The sequence below is a fragment of the Streptomyces sp. NPDC025721 genome (assembly GCF_055558595.1).
In genome coordinates this window covers 112,250-137,085 of the sequence record NZ_JBVHMF010000021.1, presented here as the reverse complement: position 1 = coordinate 137,085, position 24,836 = coordinate 112,250, and the positions used below count along the sequence as shown (strand labels likewise).

Sequence of the window (24,836 nt, the reverse complement as noted above, 5' to 3'; positions counted from 1 at the left end):
GCCGTCAGCCCGGGAAGCGGCCGGCGGCGCGCAGCGCCCACCGCCGCTCCGCGTACGCCAGGTCGTCGCGCCACAGCCGCCCGGCGGCCCCGCGCATCAGCGGGCGCAGCACCGGGGCAACGGCCCGCGCGACCGCGAACCCGCGGCGGTCCGACGCGGCGACCACCGCCTCCACCACCGCGGTCCGCGGACGCCCCGACCGGTCGGGGCCGAGCGGCGTGGCGTGCGTCTCGACCACGGAACCCCGCCCCTCGCCCTCGGTGATGTGCATGACCACGGTCCTGGGTTCCGGCGCCGTGAACACCGCGCGCACCGGCACCACCGCCCGTCCGGCGACCTTGAAGGACACGTCCACCGCGAAGGCGTCGTGCGCCGCGTCGGCATCGCCAGTGGGTGTGCCGACCACCGTGAGGTCCACGAACGAGTACGGGTGCAGCCATCCGCCGTGCCACGGGTCGAGCCGGTTGGCGACCACGTCCTCCGGTTCGCACACCCCGAAACCCGTATAGACCGCGGCCAGGGCGCCCGCGGGCTCCGGCCGGACCGGCACCAGCGGGGCGGCCGTCGGCTCCTCGCCGCCCACCCCGTCCAGCCGCACCCAGACCAGCAGCCCGTCGTCGTGCACGGGGTACGGCTCCCAGCCCGCGAACGGCGCGCCCTTGAGGGACAGGCCGTGCCAGTGGCAGATCAGCGTCCCGCAGCGCACCGAGCTGTCCTTGAGCGGCGCGCCCAGGTGCGGGCAGGCGCCGGGGCCGCCGCGCAGTGTGCCCGCCGCGTCCCGCCACAGCACCACCTCGGTGCCGCCGACGGTCCTGCCGTACGGGCGGCCGTCCTTGACGGCGCGGGAGCCGCCGACGACGAACCAGTTGCCGGACGGCCGCGCCAGGGCCCGCTTCAGGGCGTCGCCGATCAGCCGCGGCGCCGCGTCGCGCCAGGTCGGCCGCTGCTGCGCCCAGTCGGCCGGGTCGCGGCGCAGCCGCAGCGGAAAGCGGCCGGGCCGGTGGTCGGTCACGACATGTTCTCCTTCTCCCAGCGGGACCACGACGGGCCCACCGACGACGGCCGTTCACGCGGTGGTTGACGTGGCCGCCCCTGCGTCCGTGAAGCCTGCCCTCGGTCCTTCGGCTCCGGTGCCGTCGCGCCGCCCCGGGCGCGCAGCCGCGCCGCGCCCAGCCGGACCAGCCCGTCGAGCGCCACCGCCGCGCGCCGCTCGCGCGGTACCACCGCACGGCGGTGCAGGACCGCGTACCCGTCGTCCTCGATCGCGTCCAGGATCCCGCCGTAGAGCACGAGAGCGGTACGGATGCACGGCCTGGCCACCGGGTCGAGCATCGGCAGGCCGGGCGCCGCCTCCCGGTAGACGCCCCGGGTCAGTTCTGCGGCGGCCCGCAGCGCCTCGGTGATCCGTGCGTCGCGGGCGCCGGTCGTCCGGCTCCACAGCAGCAGGCCGCGGTCCACGCCGTGCGCGGCGAGCAGGTCCGCGGGCAGATAGACCCGGCCCCGGTCCAGGTCTTCGCCGACGTCCCGCAGGAAGTTGCTGAGCTGGAAGGCGACACCGAGTGCCGCGGCGTGCGGGGCGGCCTCCGCGCGGGGGACGACCGTGCCCAGCACCGGCAGCATCTGGAGGCCGATCACCGCAGCCGACCCGTGCATGTAGCCGCGCAGGTCGGCGTACGTCGGATAGTCGCGCACTTCGAGGTCGCTGCGCATCGCCGCCATGAAGTCGGTGAAGTGCCGGTGGTCGATGTCGTACACGGCGGCCGTGTGCGCGAGTGCCCGCACCACCGGCTCCTTGCTGTTCCCGTGCCGCAGTCCGGCCGCCAGCTCCTCCTGGAGCGCGTCCAGTGCGGCGGACCGCTCCTGGAGGGTCCGCGTCCGGTCGAGGCTGTCGACGATGTCGTCGGCCCAGCGGGCGAAGCCGTACAGCGCGTGCACGGCCGGTCGCCGCTCGACCGGGAGCAGCCGGGTGGCGAGGAAGTACGTCTTGCCGTGCCGGGCGTTGAGCTGTCGGCAGCGCGCGTACGCGGCGCGCAGCGCGGGCGCGTCGATCCCGGCCGCGTCCAGCTCGCGCGCGGTCACGCCGGGGTGCCTTCCGTCGCGAGCCGGGTCCGGGCGGGCGGGGACGGCTGCCGCGGGCGCGGCCCGGTGACGCGGGCCGCGGCGAGCTTGCCGGAGATGAGCACGGTCGGCACGCCGACGCCCGGCGTGGTGCCGCAGCCGGCCAGCACCGCGTTCTCGGTGCCTCGCACGAGGTTCCGGGGACGGAACGGGCCGGTCTGCGCGAAGGTGTGGGCCGCGGAGAACGGCGTACCGGCCGCGTGCCCGTCCGCCGTCCAGTCCGCGGGCGTCACCAGGGACTCCTCCTCGATGGCGGCGCCGATCCCGGTCAGGCCGCGCCGCTCCAGCTCGGCGAGGAGGCTGTCGCGGTAGCGCGGCGAGAGCTCTCCCCAGGCGCGCGCGTCCGGCCCGATGGCGGTGTTGGGGCACGGCGCCAGGACGTAGTGCAGATGCTTGCCGGGCGGGGCCAGTCGCGGGTCGGTCGCCGTCGGCCGGGTGATCAGCAGCGACGGGTCGGACATCAGGGTCCCGGCGCGGGTCAGTTCGTGGAAGGTGTCCTTCCACGCGGCGCCGAAGGAGATCGTGTGGTGCGCCAGCTCCGGCCAGGTGCGGTCGGTGCCCGCGTGCAGGATCACCGCGGAGGGCGAGTGCCGCAGCGGGACCGCCCGGCGCGGGGTCCGGCCGAGCAGCCGGTAGGCGACCGGCAGATCGGGGGTGAGCACCACCGCGTCGCAGGCGATCCTGTCCTGGTCCGTGACGACGGCGGTGATCCGGTCGCCGGACCGCTCCAGCCGGGTGACGTCCTGCCCGTACCGGAAGTCGGCCCCCGCGTCGGCCGCCGCGTCCGCCATCGCCCGCGGCAGCGCGTGCATGCCGCCGCGCGGGAAGTAGACGCCCGCCACGGTGTCCATGTAGGCGATCACCGCGTAGGCGGCGAGCGCGCGGGCCGGCGGTACGCCCGCGTACAGCGCCTGGAAGGTGAAGACCCGGCGCAGCCGCTCGTCGGAGACGAAGTCGCCGATGCGGGCGTCGAGTCGGCCGAAGCCGCCGAGCGCCGCGAGCCGGGCCAGGTCCGGGTGGACGAGCTGGAGCGGCGAGTCGAAGTTGGCGTCGATGAACCGCCGCATCTGGACCGCGTAGAGGTCGGTCAGCCAGCGGCGCAGCCGCCGGTAGCCCGCCGCGTCCGCCGGACCGGCGAAGCGTTCGATCTCCGCCTCCATGGCCTCGGCGCCGGTGTGCACGTCGAGGCGGCTGCCGTCGGCGAACAAGGCCCGGTAGGCCGGGTGCAGCGCGATCAGGTCCAGCCGGTCGGTCATCGTCTCGCCGACGGCCGCGAACGCCTCCGCGACCAGGTCGGGCATGGTGAGCACGGTCGGACCCGTGTCGATCCGGTAGCCGCCCCGCTCGATCCTGCCCGCCCGGCCGCCGGGCAGCGCGGCGCGCTCCACAACCGTCACCCGGCGTCCCGCGCCCAGCAGGTGCAGCGCGGCGGACAGCCCGGACAGCCCGGCCCCGACCACCACGACATGGTCGGTGCGTCCCGTCACTGTTCTCATCGGTGGTCTCCTGCGGCAGCGGCTTCCCGCGGGCCCGGTCCGGCGGCTGCCGGTCGGTCCTGCGGGTGCGGGGCGTGGTGTACGGACCGCCCGTCCGGGCATACGCCCGCGGCGCGTTGGAAGAGGTCGAGGAGCCGGGCCCTGGCAACCGGTCCGACGCGCGTCGCGCCCGCCAGGAACCGGGCGCTGTCGGCGGCCAGTTTCTCGATCCGGTGCTCGACGGCGGCCCGCGCGCCGGTCGAGACGAGCAGGTCCCGTACCCGGTCCAGATCGCCGTCGGACAACCGCGGGTCGCCGACGGCCGTGTCCAGCAGGGCGAGGGCCCGCCGGTCGTCCGCGGCCTCGGCGTGGTCGCGGGCCACCGCGATCAGGTAGTTGGGCTTCCCGTCGCGGATGTCCTCGCCCGTCGGCTTGCCCGTGTACGCGGAGTCGCCGAACACCCCGTGCAGGTCGTCGCGCAACTGGAAGGCGATGCCCGCCTGTCGGCCCGCCGCGCACAGCGCCCGGGTGGTCTCCTCGTCCGCGCGGGCCAGAGCGGCCCCGAGCGCCAGCGGGCGCTCGACGGAGTACAGCGCGCTCTTCAGCCGGGCCGTGCGCAGCGCCCGCGCGGCCGACCGCGCACCGGTGGTCTGCCCGTGCAGATCCAGGTACTGCCCGGCCACCATCTCGGTGCGCATGGCCTGCCACAGCACGCGCACCCTGCGGGAGGTGTCGCCGGGCAGCGCGGTGGCCGCGACGGTGTCGTCGGCCCAGGCCAGCGCGAGGTCGCCGACCAGGACGGCTGCCGCCCGGCCGAAGGGCTCGGCGGGGCCGGAGCGGCGCGCGCAGGGGTACTGCGCGTCGAGGTCGAGATGGACCGCGGGCTGTCCGCGCCGCAGCGCGGAGCCGTCCATCACGTCGTCGTGCACCAGCGCGCAGGTCTGGACGAGCTCCACCGCGGCGGCGATCCGCAGCGCCGCGTGCACCTGTTCGGCGGACCCGCCGCCGCCCGCGGCCCGCAGCCCCCACCACAGGAACTGCGACCGGGTGCGCTTGCCGCCGCCCAGGGTGAACCCGGCGACCCGCTCGGCGAGGTCCCGCGCGAAGACCGCGTCGATCGCCGCCGCTGCCGCCACCCGCTCGCCGAGCTCATGGGCCAGCACCCGCCCGACGTGGTCCGCGACGTCCGCGTCCACGGCCGCGGGGTCCGGCGGGCGGGGGACAAGGACGCGTGCGGAAGCGTCGTACGGGGCGCCCCGGGCCGCCTGCTCACCGGGGGAGGGGTGCTCGTCCGCCGCGATGCGCCTCATCGACTTCCTCTCCTCGCGTCGTTCGGCTTCGTCTTCGGTCATTCCGTCCGGGACGCCCCCGCGGATGCAGCGGACGTCCACTGCTGCCGGGAGGGGCGAAAACACCTCACCACGAGTGACCCATCGTGATCACGCCGCCACATCGGGTCACTGTCGACGAATCTCCGCATGCGGGTGGTCCGGCCCGCATCCGGCCGACCGGGCCGCGCGGAAGAGACCGTGAAGGGGGACGGTGGGGGGAACACAACGCGCGGAACGGAGCTGCTCATGATCAGCGATGCCACCGAACCCGGGCCGCTGTGCCTGGTCACCGGGGCCTCGGGCTACATCGGCGGACGCCTGGTGCCCGAACTGCTGGCCGCTGGGTACCGGGTCCGGTGCCTGGCCCGTTCACCCGGAAAGCTTCGCGACCACCCATGGGTGCACGACACCGAGGTGGTCCAGGGCGATGTCACCGATCCCGACTCGGTGGCGGCGGCGATGCGCGACGTGGACGTGGCGTACTACCTCGTGCACGCGCTGGGCACCGGCTCCGGCTTCGAGAAGACCGACCGGGAGGCGGCCCGGGTCTTCGGCGAGCAGGCCCGCGCCGCAGGGGTGGGACGCATCGTCTACCTCGGCGGCCTGACCCCCGGCGGAGTACCGGAGGCCGAACTCTCGCCGCACCTGCGCTCGCGCGCCGAGGTCGGCCGCATCCTGCTGGACTCGGGGGTGCCCACCACCGCGCTGCGCGCCGCGGTGATCATCGGATCGGGCTCCGCGTCGTTCGAGATGCTGCGCTACCTCACGGAACGGCTGCCGGTGATGGTCACCCCGAGCTGGGTCCGTACCCGTATCCAGCCCATCGCCGTCCGCGACGTGCTCCGCTACCTCGTCGGGAGCGCCGCCATGCCGCCGGAGGTCAGCCGCCCCTTCGACATCGGCGGCCCGGACGTCGTCACCTACCGGGAGATGATGCAGGGCTACGCGGCGATCGCCGGTCTGCCCAAACGCCTGATCGTCCCGGTCCCCGTCCTCACCCCACGGCTGTCCAGCCACTGGATCGGACTGGTCACCCCGGTGCCCCGGTCGATCGCCCGCCCGCTCGCGGAGTCCCTGCGGCACGAGGTGGTCTGCTCCGAGCACGACATCGCCCGCTACGTGCCGGACGGCGAGGGGCAGCCCTTCCCGCTGCGCCGCGCCCTGGCCCTGGCCCTGCGGCGGGTCCAGGACGCACAGGTCACGACCCGCTGGTCCTCCGCCTCGCTGCCCGGCGCGCCCAGCGACCCGCTGCCCACCGACCCCGACTGGTCCGGCGGCAGCCTCTACACCGACCGCCGCGAGCAGGTGGTCGACGCCTCACCCGAGGCGCTGTGGCGCGTGATCGAGGGCATCGGCGGCACGAACGGCTGGTACTCCTTCGGCCTGGCCTGGGCGGTGCGCGGCTGGCTCGACCGCCTCGCGGGCGGTGTCGGGCTGCGCCGCGGACGCCGTGACGCCGTTCATCTGCGGAACGGGGACTCACTGGACTTCTGGCGGGTCGAGGAGATCGACCGCGGCACGATGCTCCGGCTGCGCGCCGAGATGCGACTGCCGGGCCTGGCCTGGCTGGAGCTGCACGCCGACCGGGACGACCAGGGCCGCACCCTGTACTGGCAGCGGGCGCTGTTCCACCCGCGCGGGCTGCTCGGCCACGCGTACTGGTGGAGCATCTCGCCCTTCCACGCGTTCGTCTTCGGCGGCATGGCACGCAACATCGCCAAGGCGGCGGAACAGGGCAGGTCCGCCCCGAGCCCGCGGCCGGTCACCACCCACTGACCGCTACGGTGCGACCGGCCGCTCCTGGCGGGCGGCCATCACGGCCCGCAGCCGGACGGCCGCCCAGTCAGGGCCCCGCTCGCGGACCCGGGCGGACAGCCGCCCGAGTCCGGGCGGCGGCGCGGTGAGCAGTGAGGCCACGGCGTCCCCGATCTCCCGCCCGGTCGCCGCGGCCGGGTCCAGGACGACGGCCGCCCCGGCCCGCTCGGCGTCGTGGGCGACGGCGAACTGGTCGCTGGAGAACGGCAGGACGAGCGCCGGGACGCCCGCGGCGACGCACTCGGTGAAGGAGTTGTTGCCGCCGTGGTGCACCATCGCGTCCACCTCCGCCAGCAGCGCGCGCTGCGGCACGGAGGCCGCGACGCACACCCTCGGGCCCGCCAGATCCGCGAGCGCCGCCGTACGGTCCCCGGCCGCCAGGACGACCGCCGCGTCCGGACAGCGCTCCAGCACGCCGCGCGCCACGGTCCGCAGCACGTCGTCCCTGGCCGACAGGAAGGTGCCGAAGGCGACCAGGACGACCTTCCCCGCCGCCGCCCGCAGCCGGTCGGCCGCACCACGCCAGTACGGGTCGAGAACCGGCGCGTCCTGCGCGGTGCAGTGACCGGCGTAGAGGGCTTCGCGCCCCTCGGGCGGTACGGGCAGGCCGGGAAGCGGCGGGTAGCAGTAGACGACGGCGTGCGGTGAGGTCAGCGCGAACGCCCGGCCGGGCGGCGGCCGGTGCGGGGCGTGGAGTGCGGCGAAGTCCGCGAACAGCGAGGTGAAGGCCGCGTCGTTCGCCCGTACCGCGGTGCGCAGCGCCGCCCGCTCGGCGGGGCGCGGCCGGATCCCGGCGGGCCAGGCGCAGGGTTCGCCGAAGAAGGCGTCCGGGCCCGCTGGCAGGTAGCCGGGATGTCCGGGACAGTAGGAGGCGTACGACACACCGAGGCAGTGCAGGGCGAGCGTCACCGGGTAATTGAGCTGGTCCACCAGGTACCAGTCCGGCCGCAGCCGGTCGTGCAGAATCCGCAGGTCCGCCAGGATCCGCTCCGGGTCGGCGAGCATGTCGGCGCCTCGGTGCCGGGCCTGGGCGAGCAGCGCGGGCACCGCGCCCGCCCTGGTGGCGTCCAGGAACTCGGTGAGACGCGCCGCCTCCGCCGCGTCCTGCTCGGTCGTCTCCGCGATCCCCGTATTGGCGTTCCGCGTCACCGTGAGCGGCACGAAACCGATGTCCGCCTCCCGCGCCAGCTCCTCGAAGGCGGGCGCGCACGCGAAGTGCACCTCGTCGCCCGCCCGCCGCAAGGCTCCCGCCAGGACCGACAGCGGCCGGGCGTGCGACTGGAAGGGCGGGCTGACCACCACGATCCGGGCCATGGGACTCCTTCGGTCGAGCGGTGTCCGCGTACGGCGACGCGGCCCCCGCGGAACTCCACGACGGCGTGCGGCGCGGCTGCGACGGCAGATCCTGCCAGGTCAGGGGCGTGCGCGCTGTGAGGCAGAACCGGCATCCGAAGTGCATCCAATCCGCCCGGCCGTACGGAAGCGATGACTGTGCACGATCCGCAGCCCCATTCGCACGGGAGAGGCCGCCATGGAAGACATCGCACTGCCGACCGCCCCCGCGGCGGGCTCCGCGACGGGAGCGGCCGGCGACCGGACGGTCACCGGGAACGTCTTCGCCGGTCCGGGCGCTCGCACGGGGCCCGCGCCGGACGACGACGTCTTCGTCGACCTCCGATCGACCTTCTGGACCGGCCGGATCCGGCCCGCCGCCGCGGGCGCGGGCGCCGGGGCGCTGCTGAACCTCACCCAGGCGGAGTACGGCTGGCCGTTCCCCGAGGGCATCGCCTGGGAGGCGGAGGACCTGTCACTGGCGCGACTCCGCCGCGCCTGCCGGATGGGCCTGGCCCACAGCCCCGAGACGCTGACCGGCCACGCCGGTGGCTCGGACCGGCTGCGGGCCGCCGCGGCCGAGGCGTGGCCGGACGCGCTGCGGGTGCACGGCGCGGACAGCGCGCGCGACGCGCTGCGCGAGGCGCTGCGCCACCGCCCGGCCGGGGCCGCGACGGCGGCCCTGCTGGACGTCGCCACGGCCCGGGGCCTGCGGCCGCTGGAGCCGGAGGAGGCGGCCGAACTCGCGGCGGCCGGTGACCGCGCGACCCGCCACGCGGCCTGGCGCTACCTCGCCGGTGTGCCGGGCGGCGCGTCCCTGCTGCCGGTCTCCGCCGAGGCGGAAGACCCGTACGAGCGGCTGATGCTGCTCCCCGGCCAGGACCCGCTGCTGCCCGCGGCGGCGCGCAGGCCGGGTCTGCTCGTCGCCCAGCCGATGCTGCTGGGCGGCCTCGACACCCCGGGGGAGGGGCTGAGCGGCGGCCTGAGCGTGCTGCTCAGCGGCCTCGGGGACGCGCTGGCCGACACCGGCGCGGTCGCCGCCGTCGTGACGGTGGTCACCGCCAGCCGCAGCGAACTGGCGCGCGACGACAGCCTGTTGCACGCCCGCGGCGCCGGGCACTGGGTGCTGCGGCTCCCCGTGGACGCGGAACATCCCCTCGGCCAGCACGAGATGGGCGCCCACCGCGAGGCGCTGGCCTGGTGGGCCGTACGGCTGCTCGGCGGCCTCGGCGCACGGCTGGACGTCCTGCACGCGCGCTACGCCGACGACGGCTCGCTCGCCATGGCCCAGGCCGCGGAACGCCTCGGAGCCCGACTGGTGTTCACCGCGACGCCCGATCCGCACCGGCAGATGACCGTACGCCACGGCCGGGCCCCGGCCGCCTCCGACGACCTGCGCGACGACCTGCACCGGGTGTTCGTCGCCGACCGGCTGGTCGAACGGGCCGCACGCGTGGTCGCCATACCCGGGCAGCAGGGCGACGCCTCCGAACTCGTCCGCCACTTCCCCCAACTGGCCGCCGCACGGGACGGCGCGGGCCCGGCCGCACCACCGGAGGGCATCCAGCCGTACGTACCGGCCGCGTCCGAGGCGTCCGACCGGGCGGATCTGCTGGGCATGGTCCTCGGCGGGGGCGGTAGCGGCGGCGCGCGGCGGGCGCCGCTCGGCCCGGACGCCCTGCGGGAGCCGCTGCTGCTCTCCGTGGGACGGCTGCACCCCGTCAAGCAGCAGGACATGCTGGTACGGGCCTGGCTGGAGCGGGGCCTGTACCGGCGGTCCTCCCTCGTGCTGATCGGCGGCGCCGCCGACCGTCCGTCGGCCGCCGAGACCGCGATGCGCGCCAGGATCGGCCGCCTGCTCGCCCGGCACCCCGGCGCGGCCCACCGGCTCGTCCTGCTCACGGCCCTGTCCAACACCCGCGTACGCCGCCTGGAGCGGGCGCTGGCCGACCCGGCGTCGGGGGCGCGGGCCTGGTACGTCTGCCCGAGCGCCAAGGAGGAGTTCGGGATCGCGGTGCTCGAAGCCATGGACGCGGGACTGCCGACCGCCGCCCCCGAACGCGGGGGAGTGCGCCACTATCTGCGCGACGGCGACAACGGCGTACTGCTGGACACCTCCAGCGCACCCGCCCTGGGCCTCGGCCTCGAACGGATGCTGGACATGCCGCCCTCCGCCGCCCGCGCCCTCGCCGCGCGGGGCCGCGCCACGGTCACCTCCGGGTACACCCTCACCTCTACGGCTGCCGCTTTGGTCGAGGAATACCTGGCCACCGCCCCGCCCGGAACCCCCGGCTGACGCCCGAGCCGCGACGCGAGGTCGTACCGCCGGGTTGGAGGCGAGCCGCCCACCGGCCTGCGGCGATGTCGGCTGAGGGCCACCCGGACGGCGTCCCGGGGCTTCCGGTGCGTGCGCGTCGGCCTGCGGCGGTGTCGGCTGCTGGCCGGGGCGTCCACGGGCTGCCGCTGAGCCTGCTTCGGCCTCGGCTGAGGACTGGCCGGGGCGTGCCCCCCCCGGAGGGGGTCAGGGGGCGGCGGTGGGTGGTGGGGTGGGGGAGCCGATGCGGCTCAGGGCGGACAGGGCGTCGCGCAGGCCCTGGGGTCTGAGCATGCCGGGCATCAGGGGGCCGGCCCAGCCGGGACCGGCGAGGAAGACCATCGGATGGGTACGGGCGCCCTTGACGCCCCAGCTAGTGGCCGCGACATGCCGGGCGAGCGGGCGGTCGGCGGTGGAGCGGGACTGGGACCACAGCACGACGGCCGCCGGGCCGATCCGGCGTACGGCCTCGTCCAGGGCGTCGACCGGCACCGCCCCGCCGAACATCCGGGTCGACAGGCCGAGCTCTCCGAGCCCCGCGGTGAGCGCCTCCAGCGGAAGCGTGTGGTGGTCGCCGGGCACGCACGCGAGCAGTACGGGCGCCGCCCCGGTGACGGTCGGCGCCGGGCGGACCCGGCGCAGCGCCGACGAGACGTGCCAGGACAGCAGGTGCTCGACCTCCACGTACCGCTCCCCGGAGGTCTGCCACTTGCGGCCGACGGCGCGCAGGGTCGGCGCCATCACCTCCTCCCAGGCGACGACCAGCCCGTGCCGCTCGACCAGGTCGGTCAGCAGGGCGTCCACCGCCGGGCCGTCCAGCCGCACCGCGGCCCGCGCGAGCCCGCGGCACTCCTGCCGGACATCCCCGAGCGGCAGGCCGCTCCCGGCGGCCGGTTGCCGAGTGGCGGGCCGGGGCGGCCCGGCCGACGCCGGGCTCGTGGGCGCGGGCGCGGTGCCGGCGGCGGCCTGAGCGGCGCGGGCCGCCTCCGCGGGCGGCACGCCCGAGGCGGTGAGCCGGCACATCTCCTCCAGAACGGCCACGTCCCGCGGAGCCCAGCGCCGGTGCCGACCGTCCGAACGGACCGCCGGGCCGATCCCGTACCGCCGGTCCCACGACCGCACCGTCGTGGCGGACACCCCGAGCCGCCGCGCCAGCGCACCCGTGGCGATCCCGGCCTCGACAGGCTCCCGCGCTCCCGACGCCCCCTGCGTCCCACCCGTCTCCTCGCTCATCTCTTCAATATACGACGCAGAAACGGTGCGAGTTGCTCCACCTGGCCGGTGATTCGCACGCTAGGACGAGCCGACCCCGCCGCATCGGCGGCAAGCGGCCCCGCGCGCCGGGCTTCCCGGCGGCTCGCGGCCCGCCCGGCAGGAACCCGACCGAAGAAGGGCAGCTCCATGACCGTACGCACCGTCGCGGAACCCGCGCACGAGCCCGCGTCCGCATCCGCTGCCGCCGCGTCCGCTCCCCCCGCCGTACCGGCGCCCGCCCGCTCCGCCGACGGCCGGGGCGGGTCCGACGCGCCGCTGTGGGAACCGGCCGAGCTGGGCCTGGCCGACTCGGAGCTGGCGGCCGGTCTGGTGCGGGGCAACGAGGACTGCGTGGCCGCCGCCTACCACCGCTGGGGCGGGCTGATCCACGCGCTCGCCCGCCGGTCGCTCGGCGACGCACGCGAGGCCGAGGATGTCACCCAGCAGGTCTTCCTCGCCGCGTGGCGCGGCCGGCACGGCTACCGGCCGGACCGCGGGTCCCTGGCCGGATGGCTGATCGGCATCGCGCACCGGAAGATCGCCGACGCGCTCTCCGCCCGCACGCGCCGCTCCGTACTCGTGGCCAACGCCGGTTCCGCCCTGCCGCCCGAGCCGGACGCCGACGCTCAGCCCGACGCCGCGCTCCACCGGGTCTTCGTGACCCGTGAGCTGGCCAAGCTGCCCGCCGCCCAGAAGCAGGTGCTGTGCATGGCCTTCTACTGGGACCTCACCCACGCCGAGATCTCCGAGCGCACCGGTCTGCCGCTCGGCACGGTCAAGAGCCATTCGCGCCGCGGGCTGCGCAGGCTGCGGGCGCTCCTCCAGGCGGACGCCGCGCTCGGCTGATGCGGGGCGGACCCGGAGGCCGTAGCGCCCATGACACGACACGCTGCAAAAACGCTGCGAGATGAGAGATCCGGACAAAAGGGCCACCCTGGAGAGTGTGAAAGCAGTGCATCCGCGGCATACGGATCTGCCCGCCCCACAGAGGAGACGGCGATGAAGCTGCAGGACGAACTCCCGCGCGATCACCACCTGGCCACCGTCTACCGCTTCGGCGCCGCCTTCTGCGGCCTGGTGCTGATCGTCTTCGGAGCACTCGGGTTCGCTGACGCGCTGGGCTTCTTCGACACCCATGGGTCCAAAGTCGCCGGTCTGAGCACCAACGGCGCGCTGAGCGTGATCTCCCTGGTGGTGGGCGCCGCCCTGATCCTCGGCGGCATCGTCGGCGGTAACTTCGCCTCCACCTTGAACATGACCGTCGGCGCCCTGTTCCTCCTGAGCGGCTTCGTCAATCTCGCCGTCCTGGACCGTTCGGCGAACGTGCTGAACTTCCGTATGCCCAATGTCATCTTCAGCTTCGTGATGGGCCTGCTCATCATCACGTTCGGGATGTACGGCCGCGTCAGCAGCCGCCTCCCGCACGACAACCCGTACTGGCGCAGCCGTCACCCCGAACAGGCCGATCGCGAGGCCGCCGCCGCTGCCCCGTCCGCGGCGCCCCGTCCCGCCCTCGCGCCCCGCGCCCCCGGCGCGCAGCCGCGCTGACTCTCAGCGGGCCGTCGTCCGCCGGGTGATCAGGACCTCGATTCCGTCCAGGATCCGGGTCAGGCCGAAGTCCACGTCGTCGTCGGCGATGTCGTCGTCGTATTCCTCGCGCTCCATCATGGCCGCGAGGATGGGATATCCGTGCTCGCGCAGGAGCGGCTGAAGGAAGCGCGCCACGGCGGCCGACTGCACCGGCGCCGCGGTGCTGTCGTGCACGTCGCGGCGGGTGGCGGCGATGCGCCGTGCGTAACCGTCGAGCAGCAGCGCGCACCCTAGCGATTCGGCGGTGCTCAGCCCGGCCCCGGTGAGCGCTTCGAGCAGCACTTCCGTCCAGCGCAGCAGGTTCGGGGTCGCGGGCGCCCCGCGGATGGGCAGGTCGGGCAGCCACGGGTGCGTGTCGCAGCGCCCGATCATCGCCCTGGTCCAACGGGCGGCAGCCGCTCGCCACCGGTCCGCGCCGGTTTCCAGCTCCGGTGCCGGGCCCCACGCGGTCTCCGCGACCAGGACCAGCAGTTCGTCCCGCGAGCTGACGTACCGGTAGACCGCGTTGGCGGTGAGTCCCACCCGCCTGGCGATGTTCGGCATGGACAGGGCCGCGAAGCCTTCCGCGTCGGCCAGCGCGACCGTCGCTTCGACGATTCCCTCCACGCTCTGCGAGGGCTTCCGGCCCAGCCGTCCCGTCTTGGGGGCCAGTCCCCACGCCTGGGCGAGGCCGGGCGGCAGCGCCTCGTCGTCACCGGTCGTCATCGGGCTCATCTCCATGTCTCGTCCCCAGGGGGAATTGACTTTGTGGGCGCCTCACACTTTATATTAGTGTGGACCCCACACGAATTGTTTGAGGATGTGAACGCCGATGAATCTCCCAGGTCAGAACCGCGCCCCAGGACGTCGCAGGCCACAGGTCAGGGCGCGACCGCGCCTACGGGCCCTGCTGACCGCTCTGGTCGGCGCCGTCATGATCGGCGGCGCCATGACCGGCTGCGCCGCCGGACACGCGCAGCCGGCCCAGCGCGCGGAGGGCGGCCGAGGCGGTCCCGCCACCGTGGTCAGGACGGACACCGGCCTGGTCGAAGGCCGCCTCGGCACGGACACCCGGATGTTCCAGGGGATTCCTTACGCCGCCCCGCCGGTCGGGCGGTTGCGCTGGGCGTCGCCCCAACCGGCCGCGTCCTGGCCGGGCATACGGACCGCGACCGAGCCCGGCAACCGATGCGCACAGTCGGCGGGGCTCATCGACGAGCAGAGCAGCAGCGAGGACTGCCTCTATCTGAACGTCACCACGCCCGCGAGCGGCGGCGCCCGCGAGCTGCCGGTGATGGTGTGGATCCACGGCAACGGCTTCATCAACGGCGCCGGAAGCCTCTACGACGCACAGCGCCTGGCCAGTCTGGGCAAGGTGGTCGTGGTCAGCATCAACTACCGGCTCGGTGTCTTCGGATTCCTCGACCATCCCGCCCTCGACCACGGCCCGGCCGAACACCTGTCGGGCAACTTCGGACTGGAGGACCAGCAGGCGGCGTTGCGCTGGGTGAAGCGCAACGCGGCGGCATTCGGCGGCGACCCGGCGAACGTCACGCTCTTCGGCGAGTCGGCCGGTGGCACCAGCGTCTGCGCGCATCTCGTCGCGCCGGGGTCAACGGGCCTGTTCCAGAGGGCGATCCTGCAAAGCGCCGAGTGCACGGGACGCCACTGGTCACCGGGCCCGCCCACCTGGTTCCCGCTGCCGCGCGCGGAGCGCGAGGGGCACGGACTCGACGTCGCGGCAAAGGTCGGCTGCCCCGACCTCCGGACAGCGGCGGCCTGTCTGCGCGCCGCACCCGTGAAGGAACTCCTCAAGTGGTCCGACGACGGAGTCGGGTCAGGGCCGACGGTCGGCGGCGGCGTTCTGCCCGTGAGCCCGGAACAGGCGTTCGCCACCGGCCACTTCAACCGGGTCCCCGTCATCCAGGGAACGACCCGGGACGAACACCGGCTGTTCACCGCGGCCATCGAAGCCGTGACCGGCCGGACGACGACCGACGCCGACTACCGGCAGCAGATCCGGACACTGTTCACCCCGGCCGACGCGGCCCGCGTCCTGGCCCGCTACCCCGCCGACCGCTTCACGTCCCCCGGCGAGGCGCTCTCCGCCGTCGTCACCGACTGGGCCTGGGGGTGCACCGTCCTCGACCGGGACCGGGCCCTGGATCAGCACGTGCCGACCTACGCCTACGAGTTCGCCGACGACGAGGCACCCTGGTTCAGCACCCTCAAGAAGCCCGACTTCCCCACCGGAGCGTTCCACGGCAGCGAGTTGCAGTACCTCTTCGCCGACGAGCAGCTCCCCGGTCCGGCCACCCCCGCTCAGCGCCGACTCGCCGACACGATGATCCGCTACTGGGCCCAGTTCGCCTACACGGGCGATCCGAACGGCCCCGGCACGGCGCCCTGGCCCCGCTTCGGCACCGGTCGGCACGTCCAGTCCCTGCAAGCGGGGAAGACGGAGCCGGTCGACCTCGCCCGGGAACACCAGTGCGGCTTCTGGCGGACCGTCGGCGGCTGACCGCTGCCGCGACGCCCGTCCCCGCCGGGCTCACGGCCCGGCGGGACTCCGGATCCGGAACCCCGCTCCCTCCCTGTGGGGCAACGTCACATTGTATGCTGGGAGTTCGTGTGTCTGGAGGATCGGTCATGGCTCATTTGTCGTCGCGCGGTGTCATTCCCGTACGGGAGCACTTGCGCGACCAGGTGGCCAACGCTCTGCGTGCCGCTCTCATCGCGGGCGAACTGCGGCCCGGTGCGGTGTATTCCGCGCCCATTCTGGCCGCCGAGTTGGGCGTCTCGGCCACCCCGGTCCGCGAGGCGATGCTCGACCTCGCCAAGGAAGGACTCGTCGAGGCGGTGCGGAACAAGGGCTTCCGTATCACCGAGATCACCGAACGCGATCTCGACGAGTACACCGAGATCCGCGCGCTGATCGAGGTCCCCACCATCGGGCGGGCCACCGCGGTGGCCACCCCCGAGCAACTGGAAGCGCTGCGACCGCTCGCCCTGGAGATCGTGGAGACGGCCCGGGGACACGACCTGATCGGTTACCTGGAGGCCGACCGCCGGTTCCATCTCGGACTGCTCGCCCTGGCCGGCAACGGCCATCTGGTGGAGGTCGTGAGCGACCTACGGAAACGTTCTCGGCTGTACGGGCTGAACTGGCTCGACGAGACCGGTCGACTGGTGGCGTCCGCCCAGGAGCACATCGAACTGCTCGACCTCATGCTCGCCCGCGACTCCGAGGGCGCACAGGAGTGCATCAGCCGCCACCTGGGCCACGTTCGCTCACTGTGGGCGGACGGCGCCGAGGGGGCGGCGACCGCGCCCAACGGACTCCAGCTCGGGACCGCCTGACGTACGGGATGGCCAGACGTACGGGATGGCCTGACGTACGGTCCGGGGCGTCGCCCGGCAGCGGACGAGGCCGTCACCGACGGGAGCGTCCGGCGGCCGTCGCCGCCGGACGCCGACCCCGACCGCTCAGGGGTTGAGGAGGCCGCCCATCCACTCCTCGATCGCGTCGGGGGTCCGTGGCAGCGCACCGGACATGAGCCTCGCGCCGTCGGCGGTGATCACCAGGTCGTCCTCGATCCGCAGGCCCATGCCGCGCAGTTCGCGCGGCAGCGTCTCGTCGTCCGGCTGGAGATACAGTCCGGGCTCGACGGTGAGCACCTGCCCCTCCTCCAGAACGCCGTCGAGATACGTCTCGGCCCGTGCGCGCGCGCAGTCGTGCACGTCCATGCCGAGCATGTGACCACTGCTGCACAGCGTCCAGCGGCGGTACACGCCGCTGTCGGGGCTCAACGCCTGTTCCGGCGGGATCTTCAGGACGCCCCAGTCGTACAGCCCCTCGGCGATGACCCGCATCGCGGCCAGGTGGAAGTCGCGGAAGCGCGCCCCCGGGCGCAGCGCGGCGATGCCCGCCTCCTGCGCCGCCAGCACCAGTTCGTACGCGGTGCGCTGGGCCGGTGAGTAGCGGCCGGACAGCGGCAGGGTGCGGGTGATGTCGGCGGTGTAGAGGGTGTCGGTCTCCACTCCCGCGTCCAGGAGCAGCAGTCCCGCGGGGTCCAGCGGGCCGTCGTTGCCCATCCAGTGCAGGACGCAGGCGTGCGCGCCGGAGGCGGCGATGGTCTCGTAGCCGACCCCGTTGCCCTCGGCGCGCGCCCGCAGGGCGAACACTCCCTCGATCCAGCGCTCGCCGCGCGGGTGCCGCAGCGCCTGGGGCAGCGCCCTGACCACGTCCTCGAAGCCGCTCGTCGTGTGGTGGACGGCGAGTTGCAGTTGGCTGACTTCCCAGGGGTCCTTGACCAGCCGGAGTTCGGCGAGGACGGTCGCCAACTCCGCGTCACCGCTGGGCTGGTGGTTCCCGGAGCCGACCAACTCCTCGACGGCCGGGTCCACTCCGGTCAGCAGCCGGACCGGAGGGGAGGCTCCGGTCAGCGGCTTGACCAGGTCGTCCAGGTGCTCGCAGCGCAGCCCGCTGAGGGCGGCGGCCTCGTCGAGGTCGGGACGTCGGCCGACCCAGAACTCGCCGTAACGGCGGTCCCGGTAGAACTCCTGGCCGGTACGGGGCGAGCGGGGCCGCAGGTACAGCACGGCCTGATGGCCGCTGCCCGCCGGCTCCATCAGCAGGACGTTCCCCGGCTGGTCCTCGCCGGTGAAGCCGGTCAGCCAGGCGTACGCCGTGTGCGGGCGGAAGCGGTAGTCGGTGTCGTTGGACCGTACGGCGAGCCGTCCCGCCGGAATGATCAGCCGCTCGCCGGGGAACCGGGCGGACAGCCGGGCGCGGCGACCGGTCGTCAACTCCTCTGCGGGCAGCCCGGTTTCCGGCGGGAGAGGGCTGGGCGCCCAGGCGGTGGCCATGAAGTCGCCCAGAGCGGAGGACACCGGCAGATCGTGGCTGCCGGTGTGCGGTGGGGTGGTGGGTTCGGTCATCGGTGCGCGACTCCTTCGGGTCGGTGCGCGAACGAGGAAAGCGGCCGAACAGGGCGAACGAGGAGGGTGAGGCACGGATCGGTAACGAGAGAGCTGACGGCTTGTCAATGCAATGTCACATTACTATGTTACGAGTCACATCGCACAGGTGTCCTGGCGGCCGCCCTTTTCTCACCCCTTGAAGGCGGTCGCGGTGCCGGGAACTCACAACGGAGTGACACACCATGACCAAGCGCATCAGCGTCGCGTTGGCGATCGGCATAACGACCTCGCTGGCCCTCGCCGCGACGTCCTGCTCGGCCGACACCAAGAGCAGGGACGGAGAGCACAAGGCCCCGGGAGTGGCCACCGGCACCGTCATCGGCGGTACTCCCGAGCGCGGCGGCACCCTCACCGTGCTGTCCAATCAGGACTTCGACCACCTGGACCCCGCCCGCAACTGGGTCATGCCGACCATGGACTTCGGCACCCGGCTGCTCTACCGGACGCTCACCACCTTCAAGGCCGCGCCCGGAACCGCCGGCGGCACGATCGTGCCGGACCTCGCGACCGACCTCGGACGCTCCTCGGAGTACGGGCGGGTGTGGACCTTCACCCTCAAACCGGGCCTGACGTACGAGGACGGCACCCCGATCAGGGCGCAGGACGTGAAGTACAACGTCGAGAGGTCGTTCTCGCCGGACCTGACCGGCGGCCCCGACTACGCCCGGCAGTACCTGGCGGACACCGACGGCTACACCGGGCCGCTGACCGGCAAGGAGCTGGACTCCATCCGGACGCCGGACGACCGGACCATCGTCTTCCACCTCAAGCGGCCGGTCGCCGAGTTCTCGTACACCGTCACCCTGCCGACCTTCTCGCCGGTCCCGAAGGCCCGCGAGACCGGGGTGCGGTACGACCTGCGGCCGTTCTCCTCCGGCCCGTACAAGATCGAGAGCTACAAGCGGGGCAAGGAGATGGTGCTGGTCCGCAACGCGCGGTGGAGCCCCGGGACCGACCAGGTGCGCAAGGCGTACCCGGACCGCATCGTGGTCACGATGGGTCTGCAGGGCGGACAGATCGACGACCGGCTGATCGCGAGCTCGGGCGCGGACGCCTCGGCCGTCGAATGGGCCAATCTCAGTGCGGCCAGCGTCGCCAAGGTGCTGCCGAACCGGTCGGTACGGGAGCGGCTGTCCGCCGAGCCGACCGGCTGCACGGACATGCTCTATCTCAACACCGCGCGCGGGCCGTTCACCGATCCCACCGTCCGCGAGGCCATGCAGTACGCCGTCGACAGGTCGGCGCAGGTCACCGCGGACGGCGGACCGGCGCTCAACGACATCGCCACCCACTACCTGCCGCCGCTGCTGACCGGCGGGTTCGTCGCCCCGGTGTACAACGTGCCGCCGTCCGGCGACCCGGCGCGCGCCAAGGAACTGCTGGCCAAGGCGGGCAAGCCGGCCTTGGACGCCACGCTCACCGTCGCCACCGGGGACAAGACCAGGGCCGAAGCGCTTCAGGCGTCGCTGTCCAAGGCCGGGGTGAAGGTGAGGATCGACGTCGTGGACCCGTCCGTCTTCTACGACACGGTCGGTGACACCGCCCACGCACCCGACATGACGCTCAGCGGCTGGTGTCCCGACTACCCCTCGGGTTCGACCTTCCTGCCCTTCGTCTTCGACGGTCGCACCATCAAGGCCAAGGGCAACCAGGGCAACTTCTCGCAGTTCCGCGACAGCGCGGTGGAGCGGCGGATGGACCAGATCGCCGCGATGTCCAACGCCAACCAGACGAAGGTCGCCTGGATCGGCCTCGACGCGACGATCATGCACAAGTCGCCCGCCGTACCGCTGCTGTGGCAGCGCAAGCCGCTGCTGGTCGGCACCAACGTGGCGGGCGCGTTCGGCCACTCGGCGTGGACCGGGCAGTTCGACTTCGCGGTCATCGGCCTCAAGGACCCCGCTAAGAGCCAGGGGTGAAGGGCGCCACCGGCATGACCACAGAGCGGAAGACCGCCCGGCGGCGGCGCGCCCGACGGTCGCGGCCCAGCGGCTCCACCGACCTGCCGAATCCGATGCATCCGACCGATCCGAAAGTATCTGACGAACCATCAACTCACCTGTCCGGCGGCTTAGTTGACACCACCGGCGGCCCGTGGCGGCGTGCCTGGCGGCAGTTGTGGCACGAGCCCGCCGCCCGCTGCTCCCTCGTCGCGGTCGTCGTGCTGATCGTCGTGTCCGTCGCGGCGCCGCTCCTGGCCCGACTGGGCGGTTGGCGCCCCGACGAGTTCGACGAGAGCGCCATCGACCCCTACCTCGGCGGCATGCCCCGCGGTTCGTTCGGCGGCATGAGCGCCGACCACTGGCTGGGCGTCGAACCCGCCACCGGACGCGACCTGTTCGCCCGCGTCGTGTACGGCGCACAGGTGTCGCTGATGATCGCCTTCGCCGCCACGGCCATCGTGGTCGTCGTCGGCACCGCCGCGGGCATCACCGCCGGTTACTTCGGCGGGCGGGTGGACAGCGTCCTGAGCAGGCTGATGGACCTGACCATGTCCTTCCCCTCCCTCATCTTCATGATCGCCATGATGTCGGTGGCCCAGGACGTCAACCGCGTCGCGCTGATGACCGGCGTCATCGGCCTGTTCGGCTGGCCCGGTATCGCGCGCATCGTCCGCGGCGAGACGCTGTCGCTCCGGCACCGCGAGTACGTCGACGCGGCACGGGTCGGCGGCTCCACGGCGCCGCGCATCCTGGCCCGCGAGGTTCTGCCCAACGTGTCGGGGCCGGTCATCGCGTACACCACCCTGCTCGTCCCCGGCATGATCAGCACCGAGGCGGCGCTCAGCTTCCTGGGTGTGGGTGTGCGGCCCCCCACCTCGTCCTGGGGGCAGATGATCTCCCAGGCCGTCGTCTACTACGACACGGACCCGATGTTCTTCGTGATCCCCAGCGTCTTCCTCTTCCTGGCGGTCCTCGCCTTCACCGTCCTGGGCGACGCCCTGCGCGACATCCTCGACCCGCGGGGAGGGCGGTCGTGACGCTCTACGTGATCCGCCGGCTGATCGGCGTGACGGGCGTGCTGCTCGCCGTCTGCGCCATCACCTTCACCATCTTCTATCTGCTGCCCGCCGACCCGGCCGCGGCGGCCTGCGGAAAGTCCTGCAGCACCGAACGCGTCGAGCAGGTCCGCCACATGATGGGCCTCGACCTGCCGGTCTGGCGGCAGTTCGCGGACTACCTCACCGGTATCTTCGCGGGCCGCGACCTGGGCAGCGGCCCGCACGCCGTGCACTGCGGCTTCCCCTGCTTCGGCTACTCCTACGAGAACTCGCTGCCGGTGTGGAGCCTGCTCACCGACCGGCTGCCGGTGTCCGTCTCGCTCGCGGTCGGCTCGGCCGTGCTGTGGCTCGTCCTCGGGCTGGGCGCGGGAGTCACCGCCGCCCTGAAGAAGGGGTCGCTCACCGACCGCGGACTGATGGTCGGCGCGGTCGCCACCGCCTCGCTTCCCGTCTACTTCACCGCCATGGTGCTGATCTGGGGAGCGGTCCGCATCGCCGGGGTGCTGCCCTATCCGTCCTACGTGGCCCTCACCCGCGACCCCGTGCACTGGGCGTCCAACCTGCTGCTTCCCTGGATCGCCCTGGCCCTGCTGTACGCGGCCATGTACGCACGCCAGAGCCGCAGTTCGATGATCGAGGCGATGGCCCAGCCGTACATCAGGACCGCGCGGGCCAAGGGCATGCCCGAGCGCACGGTCGTGCTCAAGCACGGGCTGCGCTCCGGGATGACACCGGTCCTGACCCTCTTCGGCATGGACCTCGGCGGCCTGCTGGCGGGCGCCGTGATCACCGAGAGCATCTTCGGCATTCCCGGTGTCGGCCAGCTCTTCTTCGACGCGCTCCGCCGTTCCGACCAGCCGGTGATCCTCGGCGTCACGCTGCTGGCCGCCTTCTTCATCGTCGGCGCGAACCTCGTCGTGGACCTGCTCTACGCCGTCATCGACCCGAGGGTGAGGTACTGAGATGGACCAGGACACCGCCGGCGCGGCCACGCCGCCGCTGTTGCGCGTGGACGGCCTCACCGTCTCCTTCCGCACCAAGCGCGGTCCGGTACGGGCCGTCGACGGCATCGGCTTCACCGTCGAGAAGGGGCGGACCCTCGGCCTGGTCGGGGAGTCGGGCTCCGGGAAGTCCGTCACCTCGCTCGCGGTCATGGGACTGCACGAAGACGCCGAGGTCACCGGTTCCATCGCGCTGGGCGGCCGGGAGCTGACCGGTCTGAGCGGTGCGCAACTGAGCGCGCTGCGCGGGCGCCGGATGGCGATGGTCTTCCAGGACCCGCTGTCCAGCCTGCACCCCTACTACACGGTGGGGGAGCAGATCGCCGAGGCGCACCGGCGGCACTTCCGCTCCGGCCGGGCGGTCGCCCGGCGCCGCGCGGTGGAGATGCTCGGCGAGGTCGGCATCCCCGAACCCGCCCGGCGGGTCGCGGAGTACCCGCACCAGTTCTCCGGCGGCATGCGGCAGCGCGTGATGATCGCCATGGCCCTGGCCTGCGAGCCGGACCTGCTCATCGCCGACGAGCCGACCACCGCGCTGGACGTCACCGTGCAGGCGCAGATCCTCGAACTCATCGCCCGCATCCAGCAGGAACGCGGTCTGGGGGTGGTGATGATCACCCACGACCTGGGAGTGGTGGCCCGCGTCGCCCACGAGGTGCTGGTGATGTACGGCGGCAGGGCGGCCGAACAGGCCACGGTGGACGCGCTGTTCGCCGAGCCCGCCCACCCGTACACGCGCGGGCTGCTCGACTCGCTGCTCCGGCTGGACGACGCGGACGACGCGCCGCTGCGTACCGTCCCGGGCTCACCGCCCTCGCTGCTCAGCCTGTCCGAGGGCTGCGCCTTCCTGCCCCGCTGCCCCCGGGCGGCGGTCGCGTCCGAGCCGGAGCGGGAGCGGTGTGCCACCCGGCGCCCGGCCCTGGAGGCGGTGCGCGGCGCGGGGTCGGCCCCGCCGGGGAAGGGCGGCGGGGGAGAGGCCGCCGGGGTCCCACGGGTCCCCGGCGGCGGGGGAGAGGCCGCCGCGGCCCCGCCCGGCCCGGCGCATCTGACCGCCTGTCATCTGACGACGGCGGCGCGGTCCGCCGCCGATCCGCCCGCGGACGCCCGGAGCGGGCCGCCCCTCACCGTCAAGGAAACGCGATGAAGCGCACGGACCGAGCACGACCGGCGACGGGATCAGGCCCCGGTACGGGGGCGGCCGTCGCCGATACGAACGGACAGCGCGCCGGGACCGCCCCCGACCGGCGATGGCACCTCGAACCCGTCGCCGCCGCGGACGGCGGACCGCCGCCCGCCCTGGAGCCGGGCGGCGAACCGCCGTTGCTGTCGGTCCGCGGCCTGGTCAAGACCTTCCCCGGACGACGGCGGCTGGGCAGGGCGACGGCCCCGGTGCGCGCGGTGGACGGGGTCGGCTTCGACCTGGCGGCCGGTGAGACGCTGGGGCTGGTCGGCGAGTCGGGATGCGGCAAGTCCACCACCGGACGGATGGTGGTGCGGCTGCTCGAACCCACGGCCGGCAGTATCCGGTTCGCGGGACAGGACATCACGCATCTGGGCCAGCGGCGGCTCCGGCCGCTGCGGCGGCACATCCAGATGGTCTTCCAGGACCCGTACTCCTCGCTCAACCCCCGGCAGACCGTGGCCCGTATCGTCACCGACCCGCTCCTGGCGCAGGGCACGTCGGCCGGCCGGGCCAGGATCCGCGCCGCCGAACTGCTCGACCTCGTCGGCCTGTTGCCCGAACACCTCGACCGGTATCCGCACGAGTTCTCCGGCGGGCAGGCGCAGCGGGTCGGCATCGCCCGCGCCCTGGCCACCGAACCGCGGCTGGTCATCGCGGACGAACCCGTCTCGGCGCTCGACGTCTCGGTGCAGGCGCAGATCGTCAACCTGATGGAACGTCTCCAGGACGAACTCGGCCTGGCCTACGTGTTCGTGGCCCACGACCTCTCGGTCGTCAAGCGGGTCTGCGACCGGGTGGCGGTGATGTACCTCGGTCGTGTCGTCGAGATCGGTGACAAGTCCCAGGTGTACGAGCGCCCCGCGCACCCGTACACCGCGGCGCTGCTGTCGGCGGTGCCGGTACCCGACCCGGCGGTGGAACGCGTGCGGCAGCGGATCGTGCTGCGCGGCGATCCGCCCAGTCCCGCGGCGCCGCCGTCGGGCTGCGCCTTTCACCCGCGCTGCCACAAGGCACAGGAGATCTGCGGCGTCACCCGCCCCGAACTGGCCGGTCCGCCGCGCCGACAGGTCGCCTGCCACTTCCCGGACGCCGATTGAGGGAGCCGATTGACGGGGCCGCACGACCACGCCGACTGACGGGGCCGCACAAACACGCCGATTGACAGAGCCGCACGCTCGGACCGCTTGACGGGGCCGCCTGACCGGCCGAGGCACGGGTCAGGTCGGCAGGGCTGCTCCGTGCGCCGGACAGCGGGGTCGAGCGGCTCCGCCGCGTCCGCCTGCGCGCGGGCGGGCGCGGTCCGGGCGCGGGGAATTCCCGGGCGCGGGGGAGCGGGGAAACGGCCTGGGGGGGGGGGGGGGGGGGGGGGTGCCCGCAGCTTTCTTTGGCTTTCTCCCCCCAGGTGTCCACCCACGGTGGATCTGTTCCCGGTCCCGGTTCGCAAACCCCAAACCACGCTT

General features: G+C 73.7%; 19 protein-coding genes. 11 read left to right on the top strand and 8 right to left on the bottom strand.

Annotation, left to right across the window (positions count from 1 at the left end):
- Window positions 1–4: 4 nt before the first annotated feature.
- From ACZ4EF_RS26375 to ACZ4EF_RS26360, 4 genes are read right to left on the bottom strand one after another with little or no spacing between them, the layout of a single operon-like run.
- A complete protein-coding gene (locus tag ACZ4EF_RS26375) occupies window positions 5–1,012 on the bottom strand; it encodes a DUF5914 domain-containing protein (RefSeq protein ID WP_401854651.1) in 1,008 nt (335 codons plus the stop codon).
- Window positions 1,009–2,079, bottom strand: coding sequence for a phytoene/squalene synthase family protein (locus ACZ4EF_RS26370; RefSeq protein ID WP_467506578.1), 1,071 nt, complete (start codon window positions 2,077–2,079; stop codon window positions 1,009–1,011). Before ACZ4EF_RS26370 ends, ACZ4EF_RS26375 begins: the two co-directional genes overlap by 4 nt.
- Complete coding sequence (locus tag ACZ4EF_RS26365; protein ID WP_467506577.1) at window positions 2,076–3,614, bottom strand: phytoene desaturase; 1,539 nt, start codon at window positions 3,612–3,614, stop codon at window positions 2,076–2,078. The genes ACZ4EF_RS26370 and ACZ4EF_RS26365 overlap by 4 nt, the downstream gene beginning before the upstream one ends.
- Window positions 3,611–4,903 carry a polyprenyl synthetase family protein gene (locus ACZ4EF_RS26360; RefSeq protein ID WP_355335318.1) on the bottom strand — a complete coding sequence of 431 codons (1,293 nt, stop codon included), beginning with the start codon at window positions 4,901–4,903 and terminating at the stop codon, window positions 3,611–3,613. Before ACZ4EF_RS26360 ends, ACZ4EF_RS26365 begins: the two co-directional genes overlap by 4 nt.
- A gap of 267 nt (window positions 4,904–5,170) precedes the next feature.
- On the opposite strand from ACZ4EF_RS26360, the gene ACZ4EF_RS26355 reads away from it, so the two are divergent.
- On the top strand, window positions 5,171–6,700 hold the full coding sequence (locus ACZ4EF_RS26355) for an SDR family oxidoreductase (protein ID WP_401720084.1): 1,530 nt from the start codon (window positions 5,171–5,173) through the stop codon (window positions 6,698–6,700).
- Between the two features lie 3 nt (window positions 6,701–6,703).
- Here the strand turns inward: ACZ4EF_RS26355 and ACZ4EF_RS26350 are convergent, their stop codons facing one another.
- A complete protein-coding gene (locus tag ACZ4EF_RS26350; RefSeq protein WP_467506576.1) occupies window positions 6,704–8,053 on the bottom strand; it encodes a glycosyltransferase in 1,350 nt (449 codons plus the stop codon).
- Window positions 8,054–8,270: 217 nt separating this feature from the next.
- Between ACZ4EF_RS26350 and ACZ4EF_RS26345 the strand changes: the two genes are divergently transcribed.
- Entirely contained in the window at window positions 8,271–10,367 is a 2,097-nt protein-coding gene (locus tag ACZ4EF_RS26345; RefSeq protein ID WP_467506575.1) for a glycosyltransferase, read from the top strand.
- 225 nt (window positions 10,368–10,592) lie between these two features.
- Here the strand turns inward: ACZ4EF_RS26345 and ACZ4EF_RS26340 are convergent, their stop codons facing one another.
- Complete coding sequence (locus tag ACZ4EF_RS26340) at window positions 10,593–11,618, bottom strand: MerR family transcriptional regulator (protein WP_401720093.1); 1,026 nt, start codon at window positions 11,616–11,618, stop codon at window positions 10,593–10,595.
- 168 nt (window positions 11,619–11,786) lie between these two features.
- Here ACZ4EF_RS26340 and ACZ4EF_RS26335 point away from each other — a divergent pair, with 168 nt between their 5' ends.
- A complete protein-coding gene (locus ACZ4EF_RS26335) occupies window positions 11,787–12,485 on the top strand; it encodes an RNA polymerase sigma factor (RefSeq protein WP_467506574.1) in 699 nt (232 codons plus the stop codon).
- A gap of 153 nt (window positions 12,486–12,638) precedes the next feature.
- Window positions 12,639–13,187 carry a DUF4383 domain-containing protein gene (locus ACZ4EF_RS26330; RefSeq protein ID WP_355335301.1) on the top strand — a complete coding sequence of 183 codons (549 nt, stop codon included), beginning with the start codon at window positions 12,639–12,641 and terminating at the stop codon, window positions 13,185–13,187.
- Between the two features lie 3 nt (window positions 13,188–13,190).
- On the opposite strand, the gene ACZ4EF_RS26325 is transcribed toward ACZ4EF_RS26330, so the two are convergent.
- On the bottom strand, window positions 13,191–13,934 hold the full coding sequence (locus ACZ4EF_RS26325; RefSeq protein WP_467506573.1) for a TetR/AcrR family transcriptional regulator: 744 nt from the start codon (window positions 13,932–13,934) through the stop codon (window positions 13,191–13,193).
- Window positions 13,935–14,040: 106 nt separating this feature from the next.
- On the opposite strand from ACZ4EF_RS26325, the gene ACZ4EF_RS26320 reads away from it, so the two are divergent.
- Complete coding sequence (locus ACZ4EF_RS26320) at window positions 14,041–15,729, top strand: carboxylesterase/lipase family protein (protein ID WP_467506572.1); 1,689 nt, start codon at window positions 14,041–14,043, stop codon at window positions 15,727–15,729.
- Between the two features lie 128 nt (window positions 15,730–15,857).
- Window positions 15,858–16,568 (top strand): GntR family transcriptional regulator, encoded by a 711-nt coding sequence (locus ACZ4EF_RS26315; protein ID WP_355335293.1) that lies wholly within the window; start codon window positions 15,858–15,860, stop codon window positions 16,566–16,568.
- A gap of 126 nt (window positions 16,569–16,694) precedes the next feature.
- Here the strand turns inward: ACZ4EF_RS26315 and ACZ4EF_RS26310 are convergent, their stop codons facing one another.
- Window positions 16,695–18,149, bottom strand: a complete 1,455-nt coding sequence (locus ACZ4EF_RS26310; protein ID WP_467506571.1) for an aminopeptidase P family protein — start codon at window positions 18,147–18,149, stop codon at window positions 16,695–16,697.
- Window positions 18,150–18,373: 224 nt separating this feature from the next.
- Here ACZ4EF_RS26310 and ACZ4EF_RS26305 point away from each other — a divergent pair, with 224 nt between their 5' ends.
- The 5 genes from ACZ4EF_RS26305 to ACZ4EF_RS26285 all read left to right on the top strand — a co-directional run bounded on the left by ACZ4EF_RS26305 (window position 18,374) and on the right by ACZ4EF_RS26285 (window position 24,473).
- Window positions 18,374–20,110, top strand: coding sequence for an ABC transporter substrate-binding protein (locus ACZ4EF_RS26305; protein ID WP_467506570.1), 1,737 nt, complete (start codon window positions 18,374–18,376; stop codon window positions 20,108–20,110).
- 83 nt (window positions 20,111–20,193) lie between these two features.
- Window positions 20,194–21,171, top strand: a complete 978-nt coding sequence (locus ACZ4EF_RS26300) for an ABC transporter permease (RefSeq protein ID WP_467506590.1) — start codon at window positions 20,194–20,196, stop codon at window positions 21,169–21,171.
- Entirely contained in the window at window positions 21,168–22,154 is a 987-nt protein-coding gene (locus tag ACZ4EF_RS26295) for an ABC transporter permease (RefSeq protein WP_467506569.1), read from the top strand. The genes ACZ4EF_RS26300 and ACZ4EF_RS26295 overlap by 4 nt, the downstream gene beginning before the upstream one ends.
- Window position 22,155: 1 nt before the next feature.
- Entirely contained in the window at window positions 22,156–23,337 is a 1,182-nt protein-coding gene (locus ACZ4EF_RS26290; RefSeq protein WP_467506568.1) for an ABC transporter ATP-binding protein, read from the top strand.
- Window positions 23,334–24,473, top strand: coding sequence for an ABC transporter ATP-binding protein (locus ACZ4EF_RS26285; RefSeq protein ID WP_467506567.1), 1,140 nt, complete (start codon window positions 23,334–23,336; stop codon window positions 24,471–24,473). The genes ACZ4EF_RS26290 and ACZ4EF_RS26285 overlap by 4 nt, the downstream gene beginning before the upstream one ends.
- The last annotated feature ends 363 nt before the right edge of the window (window positions 24,474–24,836 follow it).